At 61.5% G+C, this 17,338-nt stretch carries 20 protein-coding genes; 8 read left to right on the plus strand and 12 right to left on the minus strand.

The annotated features are described in order from the left end of the window. Nucleotides 1-163 precede the first annotated feature (163 nt). The 4 genes from HX818_RS19830 to HX818_RS19845 form a co-directional block, all read right to left on the minus strand. Nucleotides 164-565, minus strand: a complete 402-nt coding sequence (locus HX818_RS19830; protein ID WP_017478080.1) for a biopolymer transporter ExbD — start codon at nt 563-565, stop codon at nt 164-166. 1 nt (nt 566) lies between these two features. Then, nucleotides 567-1,292, minus strand: a complete 726-nt coding sequence (locus tag HX818_RS19835; protein ID WP_085984637.1) for a MotA/TolQ/ExbB proton channel family protein — start codon at nt 1,290-1,292, stop codon at nt 567-569. A 50-nt stretch (nt 1,293-1,342) separates the two neighbouring features. Then, nucleotides 1,343-2,155 carry an energy transducer TonB gene (locus HX818_RS19840; protein ID WP_177020605.1) on the minus strand — a complete coding sequence of 271 codons (813 nt, stop codon included), beginning with the start codon at nt 2,153-2,155 and terminating at the stop codon, nt 1,343-1,345. Nucleotides 2,156-2,395: 240 nt separating this feature from the next. Then, on the minus strand, nt 2,396-3,247 hold the full coding sequence (locus HX818_RS19845; RefSeq protein ID WP_008433713.1) for a LysR family transcriptional regulator: 852 nt from the start codon (nt 3,245-3,247) through the stop codon (nt 2,396-2,398). Between the two features lie 105 nt (nt 3,248-3,352). On the opposite strand from HX818_RS19845, the gene HX818_RS19850 reads away from it, so the two are divergent. The 6 genes from HX818_RS19850 (at nt 3,353) to HX818_RS19875 (ending at nt 8,808) form a co-directional block, all read left to right on the plus strand. Then, entirely contained in the window at nt 3,353-3,814 is a 462-nt protein-coding gene (locus tag HX818_RS19850) for a nucleoside deaminase (RefSeq protein WP_134325533.1), read from the plus strand. Beyond that, nucleotides 3,801-5,000 (plus strand): CynX/NimT family MFS transporter, encoded by a 1,200-nt coding sequence (locus HX818_RS19855; protein ID WP_177020606.1) that lies wholly within the window; start codon nt 3,801-3,803, stop codon nt 4,998-5,000. The genes HX818_RS19850 and HX818_RS19855 overlap by 14 nt, the downstream gene beginning before the upstream one ends. Nucleotides 5,001-5,074: 74 nt before the next feature. Then, nucleotides 5,075-6,007: a LysR family transcriptional regulator gene (locus HX818_RS19860; RefSeq protein ID WP_003218124.1), complete on the plus strand. Its 933-nt coding sequence runs from the start codon at nt 5,075-5,077 to the stop codon at nt 6,005-6,007. A gap of 130 nt (nt 6,008-6,137) precedes the next feature. Continuing rightward, complete coding sequence (locus HX818_RS19865) at nt 6,138-7,310, plus strand: L-dopachrome tautomerase-related protein (protein ID WP_003218125.1); 1,173 nt, start codon at nt 6,138-6,140, stop codon at nt 7,308-7,310. A gap of 12 nt (nt 7,311-7,322) precedes the next feature. Further along, nucleotides 7,323-8,204, plus strand: coding sequence for a LysR family transcriptional regulator (locus HX818_RS19870; RefSeq protein WP_003218126.1), 882 nt, complete (start codon nt 7,323-7,325; stop codon nt 8,202-8,204). A gap of 292 nt (nt 8,205-8,496) precedes the next feature. Then, the gene (locus HX818_RS19875; protein ID WP_003218128.1) at nt 8,497-8,808 is read left to right on the plus strand and encodes a putative quinol monooxygenase; all 312 of its coding nucleotides are present in this window, start codon (nt 8,497-8,499) and stop codon (nt 8,806-8,808) included. A gap of 38 nt (nt 8,809-8,846) precedes the next feature. Here the strand turns inward: HX818_RS19875 and HX818_RS19880 are convergent, their stop codons facing one another. Next, a complete protein-coding gene (locus tag HX818_RS19880) occupies nt 8,847-9,926 on the minus strand; it encodes a fatty acid desaturase (RefSeq protein WP_023659329.1) in 1,080 nt (359 codons plus the stop codon). Nucleotides 9,927-10,027: 101 nt separating this feature from the next. On the opposite strand from HX818_RS19880, the gene HX818_RS19885 reads away from it, so the two are divergent. Next, nucleotides 10,028-11,032, plus strand: coding sequence for an AraC family transcriptional regulator (locus HX818_RS19885; RefSeq protein WP_087693638.1), 1,005 nt, complete (start codon nt 10,028-10,030; stop codon nt 11,030-11,032). A gap of 145 nt (nt 11,033-11,177) precedes the next feature. Here HX818_RS19885 and HX818_RS19890 read toward each other — a convergent pair whose 3' ends face one another. Continuing rightward, a complete protein-coding gene (locus tag HX818_RS19890) occupies nt 11,178-11,543 on the minus strand; it encodes a response regulator (RefSeq protein ID WP_003218132.1) in 366 nt (121 codons plus the stop codon). A 38-nt stretch (nt 11,544-11,581) separates the two neighbouring features. Beyond that, complete coding sequence (locus tag HX818_RS19895; RefSeq protein ID WP_003218134.1) at nt 11,582-12,268, minus strand: Crp/Fnr family transcriptional regulator; 687 nt, start codon at nt 12,266-12,268, stop codon at nt 11,582-11,584. An 83-nt stretch (nt 12,269-12,351) separates the two neighbouring features. Here HX818_RS19895 and HX818_RS19900 point away from each other — a divergent pair, with 83 nt between their 5' ends. Then, a complete protein-coding gene (locus tag HX818_RS19900) occupies nt 12,352-12,876 on the plus strand; it encodes a DUF962 domain-containing protein (RefSeq protein ID WP_003218136.1) in 525 nt (174 codons plus the stop codon). A gap of 156 nt (nt 12,877-13,032) precedes the next feature. Here HX818_RS19900 and HX818_RS19905 read toward each other — a convergent pair whose 3' ends face one another. From HX818_RS19905 to oscA, 5 genes are all read right to left on the minus strand, one after another. Then, the gene (locus HX818_RS19905; RefSeq protein ID WP_003218138.1) at nt 13,033-14,013 is read right to left on the minus strand and encodes a sulfate/molybdate ABC transporter ATP-binding protein; all 981 of its coding nucleotides are present in this window, start codon (nt 14,011-14,013) and stop codon (nt 13,033-13,035) included. 3 nt (nt 14,014-14,016) lie between these two features. Then, nucleotides 14,017-14,889: a sulfate ABC transporter permease subunit CysW gene (gene cysW, locus HX818_RS19910; RefSeq protein WP_003218139.1), complete on the minus strand. Its 873-nt coding sequence runs from the start codon at nt 14,887-14,889 to the stop codon at nt 14,017-14,019. A gap of 13 nt (nt 14,890-14,902) precedes the next feature. Further along, nucleotides 14,903-15,721 (minus strand): sulfate ABC transporter permease subunit CysT, encoded by an 819-nt coding sequence (gene cysT / locus HX818_RS19915; RefSeq protein WP_003218141.1) that lies wholly within the window; start codon nt 15,719-15,721, stop codon nt 14,903-14,905. A gap of 163 nt (nt 15,722-15,884) precedes the next feature. Beyond that, nucleotides 15,885-16,895, minus strand: a complete 1,011-nt coding sequence (locus tag HX818_RS19920; RefSeq protein ID WP_003218143.1) for a sulfate ABC transporter substrate-binding protein — start codon at nt 16,893-16,895, stop codon at nt 15,885-15,887. 76 nt (nt 16,896-16,971) lie between these two features. Then, entirely contained in the window at nt 16,972-17,154 is a 183-nt protein-coding gene (gene oscA, locus HX818_RS19925) for a sulfur starvation response protein OscA (protein WP_003170956.1), read from the minus strand. Nucleotides 17,155-17,338 lie beyond the last annotated feature (184 nt).

Genomic DNA, 17,338 nt, shown 5'->3' on the forward strand with positions numbered 1-17,338 from the left:
TACTTTTGGGGCGTTTGCCAAAAGTGACCCGCTGTAAGAGCGGAACCATAAGCCGCCGTTACCTAAATAATGGATATGTACCCAGCCCCCCAAAACCACAGCCCAAAAAAAAGGCCGCACCCTGCCAAGGAGACGGCCAAAAAAATTGTCGAGGCATTTGAAACTAACGTGCAGTAATCACCGAAAGCTTGGTAATCCCCGCCCGCTCGATCGACGCCATGGCTCGCGCCACTTCGCCGTAGTTCACTCCATCATCAGCCTGCAGTTGCACCCGCACCTCCGGGTCCTTGGCCTTGGCCGACTGCAAGTTGAACTCCAGCAAATCCGGCTGGATTTCATCCTTGTTGATAAACAGTTTCCCGGCCGCATCAATGCTCACCACCAGCGGGTCCTTCTGCTCCACCGGGGCCACGGCCTCGGTCTTGGGCAAGTTGATCGGAATCGCATTGGTCAACAACGGCGCCGTGACGATAAACACCACCAGCAGCACCAGCATCACGTCCACCAGCGGCGTAACGTTGATCTCGCTCAGCACCTCATCACTGTCTTGCGTGGAGAAGGCCATCTCAGGACGCCTCCTTCACTTTTTGCGCGCCACCCTGGGCACCGGCCTTGCTCAGCGTCGGGTGCAGCAGCACGCGGAACGAGTTCTTCTGCGCCAGGCTGTAGAAGTCGTGGGCGAAGTCGTCCAGGTCAGCAGCCGTGAGCTTCAGGCGACGCAGGAAGTAGTTGTAGACCAGCACCGCCGGCACCGCGACGGCAATACCCACACCCGTGGCAACCAGTGCCGCACCGATCGGCCCGGCCACGGTTTCGAGGCTGGCGGAACCGGCGGCGCTGATGCCTTTCAAGGCTTCCATGATCCCCCACACAGTGCCGAACAGACCGATAAACGGCGAGGTGCTGCCGATACTCGCAACCACGGCCAGGCCGGTTTCCAGGGAGCGACGCTCACGCACGATCTGTTGGCGCAAAGCGCGTTCAAGACGGTCCTGATGGTTGATCGCCTGGCTCAGGTCAGCAGCGTGTGGCGCCTCACCCACCTGGATCGCGGCGTAACCAGCCTGGGCCACACGAGCGGCGGCGCCGGGTTTGGTTTCAGCGAGTTCAGCGGCCGAGTCCAGGCTGGATGCCGCCCAGAACTGTTTGTGGAACTTGCGATCCTGGGACTTGAGGCGGCCGAACTGGACGCCCTTGAGCAGGGCCAGGCCCCAGGTAGCGACCGAAAAGACCACCAGCAGCCAGATCACCGCGCTTTCGATGGATTCAGTTGGAGATGCTAATGCCATGATGTTTTCCCTCTGTGCAGGTCGCGATGTGTCCAACACACCGCATCCAATAATTAATGAATCTTGAAATCGATCGGTACGCTGACCCAGCCGTCCTGGGCCACATCACCCTGCTTGGCCGGTACAAAACTCCAGCGCTTCACGGCAGCCAGTGCGGCTTCGTCGAGTTGCTGGCGACCACTGCTTTTCTGAATCTGGATCTCACCCGGCTTGCCGGTGGCCAATACATGCACCCGCAACAGCACCGTGCCTTCCCAACCCCGGCGCTGGGCCAGTGACGGGTATTCCGGCGCCGGGTTCTTCAGGTACGCGGCGTTGGCCGAGGCCGGTGTGACCGGCGCGGGCGCAGGCGGTGCCGGCGGTGCTGGAGCCGGTGGCGCGGGTACAGGCGGCGCGGGCGGCTGCTCGGCTAACGGTTTCGGTGCGGGCTTGGGCACAGGCTTTGGCACCGGCTTGGGTTTCGGAATCTTTTTCGGCGCCGGCTTGGCGGCCAATTCATCAACCACCGGCGGCGGTGGCTCGACAACCGGTGGCGGCGGCGGTGGCGGTACAGGCGGCGGCGGCTCCACAACCGGCGGAGCCGGCTGGGAAAATTCGATCGTCATCGGCGGGATTTCCGGCGGCACAATCGGCAGCACCGGGGTTGGCTTCTGGCTGACCCAATAGATCACCGCGCCATGCAAGGCCAGCGCGAGAATCCCCAACAGGATCGCTTCACGCCGACTCAACACACCCTTCGGGGTTTTCTGCGTACGCAACTGCCCCAACGGCGCGCGATGCGGCCGGCCAAGGTCGACCAACTCACCACCCGGTGCGTGGCGCCACTGCGCCTCTTGTGCACTGGCGGCGGTCTGGACATTGCCCATTGATTAACTCCCCTGCGGTCTTAAGCAAAAAAACCGACGGGCCTGCCTTGGCGGCCGTCGAGGGCTGAATCATCGGGGGCAGACGCTTATCTCTTAAAGTAATCTTTAAAGTTATAGATAGATCTAAATTGAATAACCGAAACATCCGGATACGCCGAAGCCACGTCCTGCGCGGCCTGGCGCCGTGGGGGAAAATCTCAATGCTTTTGAGGCATACAAAATATTCACTGAAGGCATGGCTCAGCGTGGATTACCGGCACATAAATCCTGCAATTGGCGTAGCAACGCCTGCCCGGCCGCACCAAGGCCGTTGCGTCCATACAGCGCCAGCCGCACGCCCTGCACCGCAGGCAAACCGCTGTCCGCGCCCAACACCACGTGCCCGGGCTGCACCACCCGCACCGGCAACAGGCTGATCCCCAGCCCCGCCGCCACCGCCGAACACACGCTGGCCAAGCTGGCGCTGGAATAACCGATGCGCCAGCGCCAGCCGCCCACCTCCAGGTGATGCAGCATTTCATTGCGGTACAGGCCGCCAGCGGGAAACGCCACCAACGGCAGCGGATCACGTCCCAGGGACGGCGAACTGCGGCTGTCGACCCAACACAACGGCTCCGGCCAGGACACCAGGCAGTCATCGCTGTCACCCATTTGCTTGACCAGCAGCACGTCGAATTCACCGCCGCGATAATCCCGCAACAACTCCGGCCCCAAGCCGCTGGTGACCTCCAGGCGCACCCGGGGATAAGCCTGCACAAACGCCGACAGCAACGGCATCAGGCGCTCGGCCGCAAAGTCCTCGGGCACCGCCAGGCGCAACACGCCATCGCTCTGCTGATTGATCAGCACGTCGGCCGCCTCTTCGTGCAGCGCCAGGATGCGCCGCGCATACGCCAGCAAGCGTTCACCCTCCACCGTGGCCACCACGCGGCGCTGATCCCGGTCGAGCACCTGGCTGCCCAGTGCATCTTCCAGGCGGCGGATCTGTTGGCTGACCGTGGACTGGGTCAAGTGCAGCCGCTCGGCCGCGCGGGTGAAATTGCCGCAATCGACGACGGCAACAAAGCTGCGCAACAACACGGGATCGAACATGGGCTCACCATTCCATTTGCCACTGATTGGCATGGTTATATTTAATTTCAGAATACCCCTGCGGCTGCCCATACTTCACGCCTCATTGCGCACGAGGGGTTTTCCATGACTGACGATCAACAGCATCTGCATCACGCCGTGCAACTGGCCAAGGCCAACGTAGCTGCCGGTGGCCGCCCGTTTGGTGCCGTGCTGGTGCGTGACGGCGAGGTGCTGGTCGAGGCGGTCAACGAAATCCACTTGAGCCAGGACCCCACCGCCCACGCCGAGATGCTCGCCATCCGTGCCGCCAGCCAACAACTCGGCCCGCGCCTCGACGGTTGTGTGATCTACGCCAGCGGCCAGCCCTGCCCGATGTGCCTGAGTGCGATGCACCTGTGCGGCATATCCCGTGTGGTGTTCGCTGCCAGCAACGACGTGGCGGCGCCCTTTGGTTTGTCCACAGCAGCGATCTACCAGCAACTGGCGCTGCCGCTGGCGGAGCAAAAATTGCCCGTGCAGCACCTGCCGCAGGCAGCGATGCAAGCCCTTTACCGCGAGTGGCAGGCCCTGCATGACGCTGAATAATTCGTTCGCCGGCAAACTGGCCGGTTGGGGTTTGTTGGTAGTACTGGGCCTGAACCTGCGACCGATCCTCAGTTCCATCAGCCCGTTGCTGGGGGAAATCCGTCTGGCCACCGGCCTGAGTTTCCAGAGCAGCGCCCTGCTCACCAGCCTGCCGGTGATCTGCATGGGCCTGGTGGCGTTGGTGGGGGTGCGCCTGGAGGCGAAGCTGGGGGAGCGTCGCGGAATCGCCCTGGGCTTGATGATGATTCTGCTGGCGTGCCTCGCGCGCTGGCTGTTTGGCCAGGCGCCGGCGCTGCTGGCCACGGCATTGTTCGGCGGTGCGGGTGTGGCGCTGATCCAGGCGCTGGTGCCGGCGATGATCAAGCGCCAGTTTCACCAGCGCGTGCCGTTGGCGATGGGGGTTTACTCGGCTTCGCTGATGGGCGGCGGTGGCTTGGCCGCGCTGCTCAGCCCGTTGGTGGCGGGGCATTTCCAGCAGTGGCAGGCGGGGCTCGGGATCTGGCTGCTACCGGCCCTGGGCGCACTATTGTTGTGGGCGTGGCTGCCATTGGGTGCGGCGAAAAACCCGCAGGTGACGGCGCCGTTCCAGGGCCTGCGCAACCGTCGGGCGTGGTTGCTGGCGCTGTATTTCGGCCTGGTGAATTGCGGCTACATGAGCATGGTCGCGTGGCTGCCGGCCTACTATCAGCAGTTGGGTTGGGGCGTACTGCCCAGTGGTTCGCTGCTGGCGTTCATGACGATCTTCCAGGTAATCGCCGCGCTGTTGATGCCGGCCCTGGCGCAACGTGGCATTGATCGTCGACCGTTACTGAGCATCAGCCTGCTGGCCCAGACCGTGGGCTACATCGGCCTGCTGACGGCGCCGCTGGAATTCCCCCACGTGTGGGTGGCGTTGATCGGTTTCGGCCTGGGAGCATGTTTCGCCCTGAGCCTGTTGTTGACCCTGGATCACCGCCGCGACCCTCGGGAGGCCGGCCAACTGGCGGCGTTCGTCCAGGGCGTGGGCTTTTTGATCAACGCCGTATCACCGTGGCTGACCGGCTGGCTGCGGGAATTGACTGGCAGTTTCGTCAGCGCGTGGATGGTGCTGACGCTGACGGTGGTGGCGATGCTGATACTCACCCGGGTGTTCAGCCCGGCCACCTACCGCACAGGCTCTATAGATATGCAATTTGAATCTAGATAAAACAATGAACATTCTTTTGCGGAATAAGCGAGGCGATTAGAATCGCGGTTTCCTTCAGGACGCCGGAAAACTCCATGGACCTTCGCCAACTGCGCTACTTCATTGCTCTGAACGAGTACCGCAGTTTTGTGCGCGCCGCCGACGCCATGGGCATTACCCAGCCGGCGTTCAGCCGCAGCATCCAAAGCCTGGAACAGGAGTTTGGCTGTGTGCTGGTGGACCGCGCTCACAAAGACCTGCGCCCCACTCCCGAGGGCCAGGTGGTGTTGCAACATGCCTTGTCGCTCGTTCAGGGCGCGGCGCGGCTGAGCCACGAAGTCACCCGCATGACCAAGCTCGACGCCGGCGAATTGCGCTTTGGCTGCGATGCCGTGGCGGCGGTGAACCTGGTGCCTGGAGCGATCGCACGGTTTGTCGGCGCTCATCCACGAGTACGCAGCGGTTTGCATGTGGATAACTGGGAAAAACTCGGACGCAGTTTGAGTCGCGAAGAGATCGAATTCTTCATCGCCGATGTGCGCCACTTCGAGGCCGATCCGAATTTCCAGACCCAGGCCCTGACACCCCGGCGCAATGTATTTTTCTGCCGCGCCGGGCACCCGTTACTGGCCAAGGACAGCCTCTCGACCAACGACTTGTTTGACTACCCGCTGGCCACACCGCTGATCGCTCCCGGGGTACGCAAGCTACTGGCCAACCTGAGCGGGCGTGTCGACTTTTCTCCCGCTATCGAACTGGAGCAGTTTGCGGCGCTGGCGGCCATCGTGCACCAGTCCAACGCGATTGGCCTGGGTGCCGAGGATGCGTTTGCCGAAGACTTTGCCCGTGGCGCACTGACGGTGCTGCACTGGCGCAACGTGCCTCACAGCCTCGACAGTTTGAACAACCGCTGCGGGATCATCAGCCGTACCGGGTTTCGCTTGTCGCCGGCGGCGAAGGCGATGATCGAAACCCTGATCACCGTGGATACCCCCTCTGCTGAAGCAAGCTTGCTCGCCCGCAATTAAAAAACCAGGCTTGCGCGCGACAGCCCATTCTCTTGATTTCAATGAAACTGTTATCGGCAATCAGCGGGTTTTTTCGCCTGCCGGGAACCGACACCATTGGCTCCAGAACAGAAAAACCTGGAGCCCTGCCATGTACTTGAAATACCCAATCAGTTGGACTGCCCTTGCCTTGGCAGCGGCCCTCACCGGCACCGCCGCCCAGGCTTCCATGCCGGCGAACCTGCCCGCCGATCAGAGCGTTGGCGCCATCGAGCAGGTGCACGCCTTCCACGATGCCATGCCCACCGGCGTGAGCGTTACCGAGACCGGACGCATCTTTGTCAACTTTCCTCGCTGGGGCGACGAGGTACCGTTTACCGTCGCAGAATTGCGCGACGGCAAAGTCGTACCCTACCCTGACCAGGCGATAAATCAGGCCAACCCCAAAGACCCGGCCAAAGGGTTTATCAGCGTACAAAGCGTGGTGGCCGACGGGCGCGGGCGCCTCTGGATACTGGACACCGCGGCGCCTGGCTTCTCGCCTCCACAGCCAGGTGGTGCCAAGCTCGTCGCAGTTGAGCTCGCCACCAACAAGGTGGTCAAGACCCTCGTATTCCCGAAAAACGTCATGCTGCCCGGCACCTACGTCAACGACATGCGCTTTGATTTTCGCGTGGGTGACCAAGGCGTGATCTATATCACCGACTCTTCACTTACCGGCCCGGGCGCGATCATCGTCATGGACATCGCCAGTGGCACAGCCATACGCCGGCTCAGTGGTGCACCCTCAACCTCGGTCGACCCGAACTTCGTACCCACGGTCGAAGGCCAGGTCCTGAAAGTGCGGGATGCCAAAGGCGGCACCCAACCTTTTGCCGTGGCTTCGGACGGCATCGCCCTGTCGGCTGATGGGCAGACCTTGTATTTCTGCCCGCTGTCGAGTCGGCACCTGTACGCCATCCCCACTGCACTGCTGCGTGACGAGACAGTCAGCGAAGCACGGCTCGAAATGGCGGTCAAAGACCTCGGGGAAAAAGGTGCCTCGGACGGGCTTGAAGCCGACGCCTCGGGGGCCGTGTATGCCGGCGACTACGAAAACAACAGCGTGCGCAAACGGCTGGCGAACGGGCAATGGCAGACCATCGTCCATGATCCGCGTGTGCTCTGGCCCGACACACTGTCAATCGGTCCTGATGGCTACCTGTACTTCATCGCCAATCAGCTGCACCGCCAAAGCATCTTTCACGCAGGCAAAGACTTGCGCCAGAAACCCTACAGCCTGCTGCGCGTGAAGATCGATGCCGCACCGGCGCCCACACACTAGCGGCGCCGAAGCATGAATATTGATGCGTTGAACCTGTTCATGCGATCAACAGAGCTGGGCAATATCACCGCAGCCGGCAGGGAGCTGGGACTCGCGCCCTCGGTGGCCAGCCACAAACTGGCGAAGCTTGAAGAATACCTGGGCATGCGCCTGCTGCATCGCACCACCCGCCAGGTCAGCCTGACCGAAGACGGTGCGCTGTTTCTGCCCCATGCAATCCGGGTGCTGGCAGCCGTGGACGAGGCCTATCTGGTCGCGGTGAAAGGCAAGGACGTGGCCAAGCGGGTGTTAAGAGTATCCGCCCCCGGGTCCTTCGCGCGGATGTGCCTGATGCCGGCCATCACCCGGTTCCTGCACGCCAACCCGAAGCTGAAGATCGACCTGATACTGTCCGATCAAATGCAGGACCTGACCGAGATCGGGATTGATGTGGCAATCCGCATCGCCGCCCTGAAGGACTCATCCCTGGTGGCGCGCAAGCTCGGCTGCGACAGACGCATCCTGTGTGCGGCACCCGCCTACCTCCAGGCGCATGGCGAACCGACTTCACCTGCGGAGCTGGTCAATCATTCCTGCATCCTGCTGGGCGACGAGGACCATTGGCGTTTCGTGGGTGCCCGGTCACACAAAGTCACGGCAATCAGTGGTTCGCTCAGAGTCAATTGCGGCGAAAGCGCACGGCTTGCAGCGGAAGGTGGGCTCGGCATCGTCTCTGTTTCACAGTGGAACGTCAGGCCCTCACTGGAAAGCGGCGCATTGGTGGAAATCATGCCGTCCTGTGTCCTGGAGCAAACCCGGGATATCTGGGCGATCTACCCCAGCGCGCGGTTGATCTCATCCAAGGCTCGGGCTTTCGTCGAGTTCATGATCGCCGAGTTCCAGGGCGATTTTTAGCATAGGGAAAAAATCATGACGGTGACTCACCAAGCTGCAGGCAGAACAAATCTCGCGAGCGGCCCACGCGTCGTTCGACTAGGGGTGACAGACTTGTCGTTCCATCGGGTTACCGCTGCGGTGGTAGTGCTGGTGTTGCAACGCATGGGCCTGACCGGGCAAAGACGGCCGTTCGATTCCGAGGCCTTTTACGAATTCTGAATTCGCGGCGTGCTGGCTACAAGGGCCTGCTCACTGAGGCTAGTTTGGCGATGCAGATGTTCTGCAATCTCCCCAAACCGAGGATTCCAACATGCTCTACCTGGTTTTCAGCGGCACCATCAAAGAAGGCAAACAGGCCGAGTTCTATCGTGATGTAGCGGCCGTTTCACAAAAGCTCACCCACCAGCACGACAAGGCCGTGGTCTATCAATGGCATAAGGATGAAGAGAACCCCAACCGGTTCTTTCTCAACGAACAGTGGGAAAGCGTCGCGGACCTGCACGCGCATTTCGAAACGCTCTACAAAGCCTTCGGCCCGGCGAAACCCACCGAGCGCCTGCCGGCGAAAATCCTCGCGTACCTGGATGAAGCACAGGTGAACTTCTACCAGGCCATTCAGTAAATCGCACCCGGTCACCCCAGGGTGACCGGGACGCTTGCTCAGATCGCTGTCCTTTCCACCGGGTTGAGTTCGCTCAGCCGTCCCTCCTGGCGCGCAAACCGATTGGCCCGGGCAAACGTGCCGAAATCGTTGAAGCGCACGCCCATCTCCGCCATCACCTTGTGCGCCGTTTTCACCGTCATCTGGCGGATGTAGAACGGCTCCTTGACCACAAAGTGATGAATCCCGTGGGTGCTGCCGAAGTTGAAGCAGAACGCTTGCAACGGCCACAGCCACCACGGGTTGAGCACCTGGGTTTGCTGGATCACGTTGCCCGGCTCGATGTCACCGTAGTAGTGCATGTTGGAGCTGACAAAATGCAGGCAGAAGGTGCGCAGCACGTTGGGGCCGATGATCACCACGGCGGCGATGTCGATGATGTGCATCACTGCCAGGGTGTTGGCTGACCAGTCGATTGGCGCGCCCAGCAGGCTGGCGATGCCATTCGCGGCATGGAAGCCGAGGAACACATACCACGCGCCCCAATGCAGCAGCGCCAGCGGTGCGTAGACCAGCGCCGTGCGCTTGAGAATGCCCAGCTTGTGCTTCCAGGACGGTGCGCGCAGCACCCGGATCAGTGCCGACATGATGTTGTCGCCGACCATCAGCAAACGTGCCAGGCCCCACGGTTCACCGTTGGTGATCGCGCGCTCTTCGATGTCGGTTTCGCTGCCGGAAACCTTGTGGTGATTGAGGTGGATATGGCGCCGTACCCAAGGGTTGATGGTGCTGGGCCGCGCCAGCCACACCAGGCCCATCATCAGGTTGTGGGGCAGGCGCTGCTTGCGAAAGTACATGCTGTGGATCAGGTCGTGTTCCAGTTCGTGGGTCAATGACGCGAGGAATGCGTTGAGCAGCAGGCACACCCACCACGCCATGTGCCCGGTGATATACAGCGCCGCCGAACCCAGCATGCCCACCAGGGCAAAGGCCAGGATGCCCGCGCCCAACGCATCCTGATGCAGCAGCCAGGGGTGGCGCTGGCGCAATAACAGCCCCTCGGCCAGCACCACTTCACGAATATGCGCTGAACGCTGTTGTGCGTTCATCTGCCGGGGACTTGCAGAAGTACCGTCCATGCTTCCATCCTCTGTCTTATTGATGCGTACATCCTGCCCTATGCGATCTGGCGGGACGCTAGCCCCACACGCCAACCTGTTGACCGCAAGCGCCAATCAACATGACCGAACCGACCTCTCTCGCCAGCTGGACCCGCGCCCTGCGCAAGCAGCTCGACGCCCTGGGCCTCGACAGCGCCGCGCTGTGCGCCCAGGCCGGGCTCGACCCGCAGTTGATGGAAGATCCGAACGCGCGCTACCCGCTATCGGCCACCACGCGCCTGTGGGAACTGGCGGTACAGGCCAGCGGCGACCCGGCGATTGGCTTGCGGGTGTCGCGGTTTGTCAGCCCCACCACCTTTCACGCGCTGGGATATGCGCTGGTGGCCAGCGGCAGCCTGCGGGAAGTGTTCGAGCGGATCGTGCGCTATCACCAGGTGGTCAGCGACGCACTGAGCCTGGAGCTTAGCCGGGAGGGCGAACGTTACCGCTTTCGCCTGCAACAGCCCGCCGGTACACCCGCACCCGCGTTTGAGGCGATTGATGCGTTCGCCGCGATTTACGTGCGCACCTGCCGCAATCGCCTGGGCCGGGAGTACGCGCCGCTGGCGGTGTACCTGCGGCGGCCCGAGCCGGCTGATCCCAAACCGTGGCACACGGTATTTCGCGCGCCGGTGTTTTTTGCCGCCGAGGAAGACCGTCTGGAATTTGCGGCCCGGGACTTTGACAGCCACCTGGACGATGCCAACCCCGAGTTGGCCGAGCACAATGAAACCGTACTCAAGCGCACCCTGGCGCAACTGCGGCCGCTGACCTGGGAACGCAAGGTGCGTTCGGCCATTGAGGCGCAGTTGCCTGACGGTGAGCCGAGCGCCGAGCGCATCGCCCAGGCGTTGCATCTGAGTTTGCGCAGCTTGCAGCGGCATCTGGCGGATGAGGGCTGCCGGTTTGATGCGCTGCTGAACGAATGCCGGGAGAACCTCGCGCTGCTGCATCTGCGGGACCCCGAGTGTTCGCTGGCGGAGATCAGTCATTTGCTGGGGTTTGCCGATACCAGCAGCTTCAACCGGGCGTTCAAGCGCTGGACAGGGATCACGCCGGGGCAGTTTCGGGATGGGTTGAGGTAGCTGGAGTTGCGGCGGCTGTGAGGGCCTCTTCGCGAGCAAGCCCGCTCCCACATTTGACCACATTCCAAAGGATGTACTCGGTCAAATGTGGGAGCGGGCTTGCTCGCGAAAGCGGTCGATCAAACACCCCAAAAGCCAGTGGCAGTCAGCGCCCCCGATCCCGCCGCAACACCTTCTTCACCCGCGCCACCAACGCCCGGGCCTCAAACGGCTTGAGCAAATAGTCATCCTCATGCAATTCCAGCCCACGCAGCCGATCTTCAATCCCGTCAGGCGTGGTCAAAAACAACATCGGCGTCTCACCCTTCAACCGGATCGCCTGCTGCAGCTTCCAGGCATTCAGCCCCGGCAGCATCACATCCAGGATCACCAGGTCGTATTCGGTGCTTTCCACAAAGCGCAGGGCCGCCATGCCATTGGCCGCCACCTCCACCGTGTAGCTGGCCTCTTCAAGACTGCGGCCCATCGCCTCGGCCGCCTCTGACTCGTGTTCCACTAGCAGGACGCGCATAACACACCTCGAATAATCGTGAACGCAGGCTACCACCCTCAGGCATGCGCCGCCTCGCGCAAACGTTGCGGGTCGAGGATTTCGATCTCGCCATAGCCCAGGCGCACGATGCCCTGGCCTTGCAGGTCCTTGAGCAACGCATTGGTGGTCTGGCGCGACAGGCTCAGCATCGCGGCCAAGTCTTCCTGGGGCAGTTGCAGCACCTGCCGGGCCTGCTCGATGTCGCCATAGCCCTCGGCGATCATCAGCAGGCGGTGCGCCACCCGCACCGACGCCGGCATCAGGCTCAATTGCTCGATATTGATAAAGGTCAGGCGCAGTTTCTGGCTCATCAACAGGGCCATGTCGCGCCAGTAACGCGGAGTCTGTTCAAGAATGTGCAGCAACGCCGGCTGCGGCACCTGCAACAACGTACAAGGCCCGACCGCGCAAGCGTCGTGGGTGCGGGGCAACCCGTCGAACAGGGAGATCTCGCCGAACCAGTACGGTAATTCCGCCAGGCTCAACACTGCCTCCTTGCCCTGCTCGTTCACCGCGCTGATACGCAAGGAACCTTCCAGCACCGCATACAACCCACACGGCGGATCGCCGCGCTTGAACAGGTATTGCCCCGCCGTCAGCTGCCGCAACCGGGCGCTGGCCAGCAAGCTATTCTGTAGATCAGCAGGCAGATGGCTGTACCAGTGACCGGTGGCCAGCCGTGGGTGCCATTTCTCTACATCCATGCGAACTCCGAAGATTGTCGGCCAGTTGACAGTGTGTCGTGGGCCTACAGGGCATGATCAAACATCCTACAGGAGGAACAACAATGAAAAGCCTCGTCGACCATCTCAGTCAATACGCCGCCTACCACCGCGACCCGCGCAATATCGCCAGCCACTTTATCGGCATCCCGCTGATTGTGGTGGCCGTGGCCGTGCTGCTGTCACGCCCCGAATGGACGGTGGCCGGGCTGTGGCTGTCGCCCGCGGTGGTAGTGGCGCTGCTTTCGGCATGGTTCTACCTGCGCCTGGAACTGGCGCTCGGCGTGCTGATGACGGTGCTGATGGGCCTGTCGGTGTGGGCCGGGCATGTGCTGGCGGCGCAAAGCACGCTGGTGTGGCTGAGCAGCGGCATCGGCATGTTCGTGGTGGGCTGGGTGATCCAGTTTGTGGGGCATTACTACGAGGGGCGCAAGCCGGCGTTTGTCGATGACGTGTCCGGGTTGATCGTGGGGCCGTTGTTTGTGGTGGCGGAGTTGGCGTTCCTGGTGGGGCTGCGGCATGACCTGAAGCGGCAGATTGAAGAGCGCTCGGGGCCCGTGGCCGTGCGGCACAAGAACGCCACGGCCTGAGCAACACTGGAGATCCAAATGTGGGAGCGGGCTTGCGGCGCTTGATCGTTCCCACGCTCTGCGTGGGAATGCAGCCCGGGACGCTCCGCGTCCTGAAGCGTGACGCAGAGCGTCACAAGAGGCGTTCCCACGCGGAGCGTGGGAACGATCAACGTCTTAAGCTTTTTGCCAGACCTTGGGCTTGAAGAACAACGTCTCGCCCCGCGCCAAACCCGTCAGGCTGTCGTGGTCTTTCACCACTTCAGCCTCGATCAACTCGCTCTGGCCTTCGACCTTCAGGGTCACCCGGGTGGTCGCGCCAAGCGGGCGAATATCACGCACTTCAGCCGCGTGGTGGTCTTCCAGTTCATGGCGCGACAGCGACACTTCATGCGGGCGGAACAGCACGTGCTTGTCTTCACCCAAATGCAGGCGGTTGGAGTCCCCGAGGAAGTGATAAACAAAATCACTGGCCGGGTTTTCGTAGACTTCGCCCGGTGAGCCAATCTGCTCGATCACGCCCTTGTTCATCACCACGATGCGGTCCGCCACTTCCATGGCTTCTTCCTGGTCGTGGGTCACGAACACCGAGGTCAGGTTGATGTCTTCGTGCAGGCGCGCCAGCCAGCGGCGCAGTTCTTTACGGACCTTGGCATCGAGGGCGCCGAAGGGTTCATCCAGCAGCAGCACTTTCGGCTCTACCGCCAGGGCGCGCGCCAGGGCGATACGCTGGCGCTGGCCGCCGGAGAGTTGTTCCGGGTAGCGATCCGACAGCCAATCGAGCTGCACCATGTTCAGCAGCTCGTGGACTTTCACGGCGATCTGGCTTTCGGTGGGGCGCTGGTTTTTCGGTTTCATCCGCAGGCCGAACGCGACGTTGTCGAACACGGTCATGTGGCGAAACAGCGCGTAGTGCTGGAACACAAAGCCGACGTTGCGATCACGCACGTCGTGGCCGGAGACGTCTTCACCATGGAACACGATGTTGCCGGCATCCGGGGTTTCGAGACCGGCGATGATCCGCAGCAGGGTGGTCTTGCCGCAGCCGGACGGGCCCAGCAACGCCACCAGCTCGCCACTCTGGATGTCCAGATTGATGCTGTTCAGGGCCTTGAAGGCGTTGAAATTCTTGCTGACATTACGGACTTCGATCGACATGACTTATTCCTCACCAGCACTTTTGCGCAGGCGGTTGATACGGTTCTCGCTCCACTGCTTGAGCAGCAGGATGAAGAGCGCCAGGATCAGCAACAGGCTCGCGACGGCAAACGCGGCGACGTGGTTGTATTCGTTGTAGAGGATCTCGACGTGCAGCGGCAAGGTGTTGGTCACGCCGCGAATGTGGCCGGACACCACCGACACCGCACCGAACTCACCCATGGCCCGCGCGGTACACAGCACCACGCCGTAGATCAGGCCCCACTTGATGTTCGGCACGGTGACATGCCAGAACATCTGCCAGCCGTTGGCGCCCAGCAGGCGCGCGGCCTCTTCTTCCTGGGTGCCCTGCTCCTGCATCAGCGGGATCAGCTCACGGGCCACGAACGGCACGGTGACAAAGATGGTCGCCAGCACGATGCCCGGCAAGGCGAACACGATCTGGATGTCATGGTCTTGCAGCCACGGGCCAAAGAAGCCCTGGGCGCCGAACATCAACACGTAGACCAGGCCGGCGATCACCGGCGATACCGAGAACGGCAGGTCGATCAGGGTCACCAGGATACTTTTGCCACGGAACGAGTACTTGCTCACGCACCAGGCGGCGCTGACGCCGAACACCACGTTGAGCGGTACCGAAATCACCACGGCGATCACCGTGAGTTTCAGCGCCGACAGCGCGTCCGGCTCAAGGATCGCGGTGAAGAACGCACCCAGGCCATTCTTCAGGCCCTGGGACACCACGATAAACAGCGGCAGCAACAAAAACAGGAAGAACACCAGCCAGCCAAGGCTGATCAGGATGCGTCGGGACACCGCACTGCCACGACGGGCAGCGTTGGCCGAGGACGCGGCGGAAATAGACGATTGGGACATGTTCCGCGCCTCCTTATGGGTGTTCGATGCGCCGCTGCAGCAAGTTGATCAGCAGCAGCAGGACAAAGGAAACCACCAGCATCAGCACACCGATGGACGTGGCGCCGTGGTAGTCGTATTGGTCGAGCTTGACCATGATCAGCAACGGCAGGATCTCGGTTTTCATCGGCATGTTGCCGGCGATGAAGATCACCGAACCGTACTCACCGACACCTCGTGCAAACGCCAAGGCGAAGCCGGTCAACCAGGCAGGCAGCAGCGCCGGTACCAGGATGTAGCGGAACACTTGCAGGGGCTTGGCGCCGAGACAGGCGGCGGCTTCTTCGATTTCCCGGGGGATATCGGCCAACACCGGCTGCACGGTACGCACCACGAATGGCAGCGTGACGAAGGTCAGCGCGAGAGTGATGCCCAGGGGGGTGTAGGCGATCTTGAAGCCCAGGTCGGCGGCGAACTGGCCTACCAGGCCAGTGGGCGTGTACAGCGCGGTGAGTGCAATACCGGCGACGGCGGTGGGCAGGGCGAACGGCAAGTCGATCATCGCATCGATGATCTTGCGCCCGGGGAAGGTGTAGCGCACCAGTACCCATGCCAGCAGGGTACCGATCACGCCGTTGATGATCGCGGCATACAACGCAGTGCCGAAGCTCAGTTTCAACGCCGCCAGCACACGCGGTGCGGAGATGATGTTCCAGAACTGATCCCAGGTGAGTTGAGCGGCATGTACAAACATCGCCGCAAGGGGGATGAGTACGATCAGGCTGAGGTACACCACGGTGTAGCCCAGCGTCAGCCCGAAGCCGGGTATGACGGGGGAGATACGACGCGACATAAGAGTCCTTGGTTAGCGGGTAGATACCACTGTAGGAGCGAGCTTCTGTGGGAGCTGGCTTGCCTGCGATGCCGGCACCTCGGTGTATCAGTTACACCGAGGTGATGCTATCGCGGGCAAGCCCGGCTCCCACAGAAAGCTGGCTCCTACAGTTTGATTTTGCTTACTGCGCCGAGTAGATCTGGTCGAACACGCCACCGTCATTGAAGAATTTCGGTTGGGCAGTTTTCCAGCCGCCGAAGTCTTTGTCGATAGTCACCAGGTCCAGTTTCGGGAACTGCTGGGCGTATTTGGCGGCGACTTTCTCATCGCGTGGGCGGTAGAAGTTCTTCGCCGCAATCTCCTGGCCAGCCGGGCTGTACAGGTGCTTGAGGTACTCGGTGGCGATCTCGGTATTGCCCTTTTTCTCAGCGTTCTTGTCGACCACGGCCACTGGCGGCTCGGCGAGGATCGACAGCGAAGGTACAACGATGTCGAACTTGTCGGCGCCGCCGTCTTCCTTCAGGGCCAGGAAGGCTTCGTTTTCCCAGGCCAGCAACACGTCACCCTGACCGTTGTTGACGAAGGTGATGGTCGAACCGCGCGCGCCGGTGTCGAGGATCGGCACGTGCTTGAACAGCTCTTTCACGTATTCCTGGGCCTTGGCTTCGCTGCCACCGGCTTTCAGGCCGTAGGCCCAGGCGGCTAGGAAGTTCCAGCGGGCGCCGCCGGAGGTTTTCGGGTTCGGGGTGATCACCGACACGTCTTTCTTGATCAGGTCGCCCCAATCCTTGATGCCTTTAGGGTTGCCCTTGCGCACCAGGAACACGATGGTCGAGGTGTACGGGGTGCTGGCGTCCGGCAGGCGGGTTTGCCAGTTTTCCGGCAGGGTCTTGCCCAGTTTTGCGATTTCGTCGATGTCGCCGGCCAGGGCCAGGGTCACGACGTCGGCGCGCAGGCCGTCGATTACCGCGCGGCCCTGCTTGCCCGAACCACCGTGGGATTGCTGGATCTTGACGTTGTCACCCGGGTGCGACTGCTTCCAGAAGCTGGTGAATTCAGCGTTGTAGTCCTGGTAGAGCTCGCGGGTGGGGTCGTAAGACACGTTGAGCAGTTCGTAATCCTTGGCAACAGCGGAACCGGCAAACACGGCACTGGCCAGTGCTGCCAGGGCATAACGGCGAATCGACGACATAGAAGGCTCCTGAAATTCTTGGGTGTTGGCTTTTTTCTTATAGTTGCGGGTCTTGCAATCGAATCGCCGGTGTTGCTCAGCTCGGTTTGTTGCCCGGGTTCTGCAAACGGAATTTCTCTTTGCGTTCGATTTGTACTACCTGGGCGTTGTGCACAGTGATTTCCACCGCGCCAAACCGCAGATCGCGCAGGGCGCTCTGGATCTCGCGCAAAATGGCTGCTTCGTCCTGGCCGTCAACGCTACGTAGAGATGCGCTCATGGTCGTGCTCCTGAAATGAGAAGTGCCTCGCAGTGGCGGCACTGCTTGCGGCGTGAGGGCGATAGTAGATAAGCGCGGATATTCTTAAAAATACTATTTAAGAATGTTTATATAACCAGAAAGAATTTTCTGGTGGGACGAGGGGTTGCGAGGGGTTTTGCGGGACGACCCGTGAAATAAAGCC

The organism is Pseudomonas sp. F9001 (assembly GCF_013385435.1).
In the GTDB taxonomy this organism is placed as follows: Bacteria; Pseudomonadota; Gammaproteobacteria; order Pseudomonadales; family Pseudomonadaceae; genus Aquipseudomonas.

Coding starts and splice junctions, on each gene's coding strand:
- HX818_RS19830 (WP_017478080.1), bottom strand. CDS start 565: ATGGCCTTCTCCACGCAAGACAGTGATGAGGTGCTGAGCGAGATCAAC.
- HX818_RS19840 (WP_177020605.1), bottom strand. CDS start 2,155: ATGGGCAATGTCCAGACCGCCGCCAGTGCACAAGAGGCGCAGTGGCGC.
- HX818_RS19845 (WP_008433713.1), bottom strand. CDS start 3,247: ATGTTCGATCCCGTGTTGTTGCGCAGCTTTGTTGCCGTCGTCGATTGC.
- HX818_RS19850 (WP_134325533.1), top strand. CDS start 3,353: ATGACTGACGATCAACAGCATCTGCATCACGCCGTGCAACTGGCCAAG.
- HX818_RS19855 (WP_177020606.1), top strand. CDS start 3,801: ATGACGCTGAATAATTCGTTCGCCGGCAAACTGGCCGGTTGGGGTTTG.
- HX818_RS19860 (WP_003218124.1), top strand. CDS start 5,075: ATGGACCTTCGCCAACTGCGCTACTTCATTGCTCTGAACGAGTACCGC.
- HX818_RS19865 (WP_003218125.1), top strand. CDS start 6,138: ATGTACTTGAAATACCCAATCAGTTGGACTGCCCTTGCCTTGGCAGCG.
- HX818_RS19870 (WP_003218126.1), top strand. CDS start 7,323: ATGAATATTGATGCGTTGAACCTGTTCATGCGATCAACAGAGCTGGGC.
- HX818_RS19875 (WP_003218128.1), top strand. CDS start 8,497: ATGCTCTACCTGGTTTTCAGCGGCACCATCAAAGAAGGCAAACAGGCC.
- HX818_RS19880 (WP_023659329.1), bottom strand. CDS start 9,926: ATGGACGGTACTTCTGCAAGTCCCCGGCAGATGAACGCACAACAGCGT.
- HX818_RS19885 (WP_087693638.1), top strand. CDS start 10,028: ATGACCGAACCGACCTCTCTCGCCAGCTGGACCCGCGCCCTGCGCAAG.
- HX818_RS19890 (WP_003218132.1), bottom strand. CDS start 11,543: ATGCGCGTCCTGCTAGTGGAACACGAGTCAGAGGCGGCCGAGGCGATG.
- HX818_RS19895 (WP_003218134.1), bottom strand. CDS start 12,268: ATGGATGTAGAGAAATGGCACCCACGGCTGGCCACCGGTCACTGGTAC.
- HX818_RS19900 (WP_003218136.1), top strand. CDS start 12,352: ATGAAAAGCCTCGTCGACCATCTCAGTCAATACGCCGCCTACCACCGC.
- HX818_RS19905 (WP_003218138.1), bottom strand. CDS start 14,013: ATGTCGATCGAAGTCCGTAATGTCAGCAAGAATTTCAACGCCTTCAAG.
- cysW (WP_003218139.1), bottom strand. CDS start 14,889: ATGTCCCAATCGTCTATTTCCGCCGCGTCCTCGGCCAACGCTGCCCGT.
- cysT (WP_003218141.1), bottom strand. CDS start 15,721: ATGTCGCGTCGTATCTCCCCCGTCATACCCGGCTTCGGGCTGACGCTG.
- HX818_RS19920 (WP_003218143.1), bottom strand. CDS start 16,895: ATGTCGTCGATTCGCCGTTATGCCCTGGCAGCACTGGCCAGTGCCGTG.
- oscA (WP_003170956.1), bottom strand. CDS start 17,154: ATGAGCGCATCTCTACGTAGCGTTGACGGCCAGGACGAAGCAGCCATT.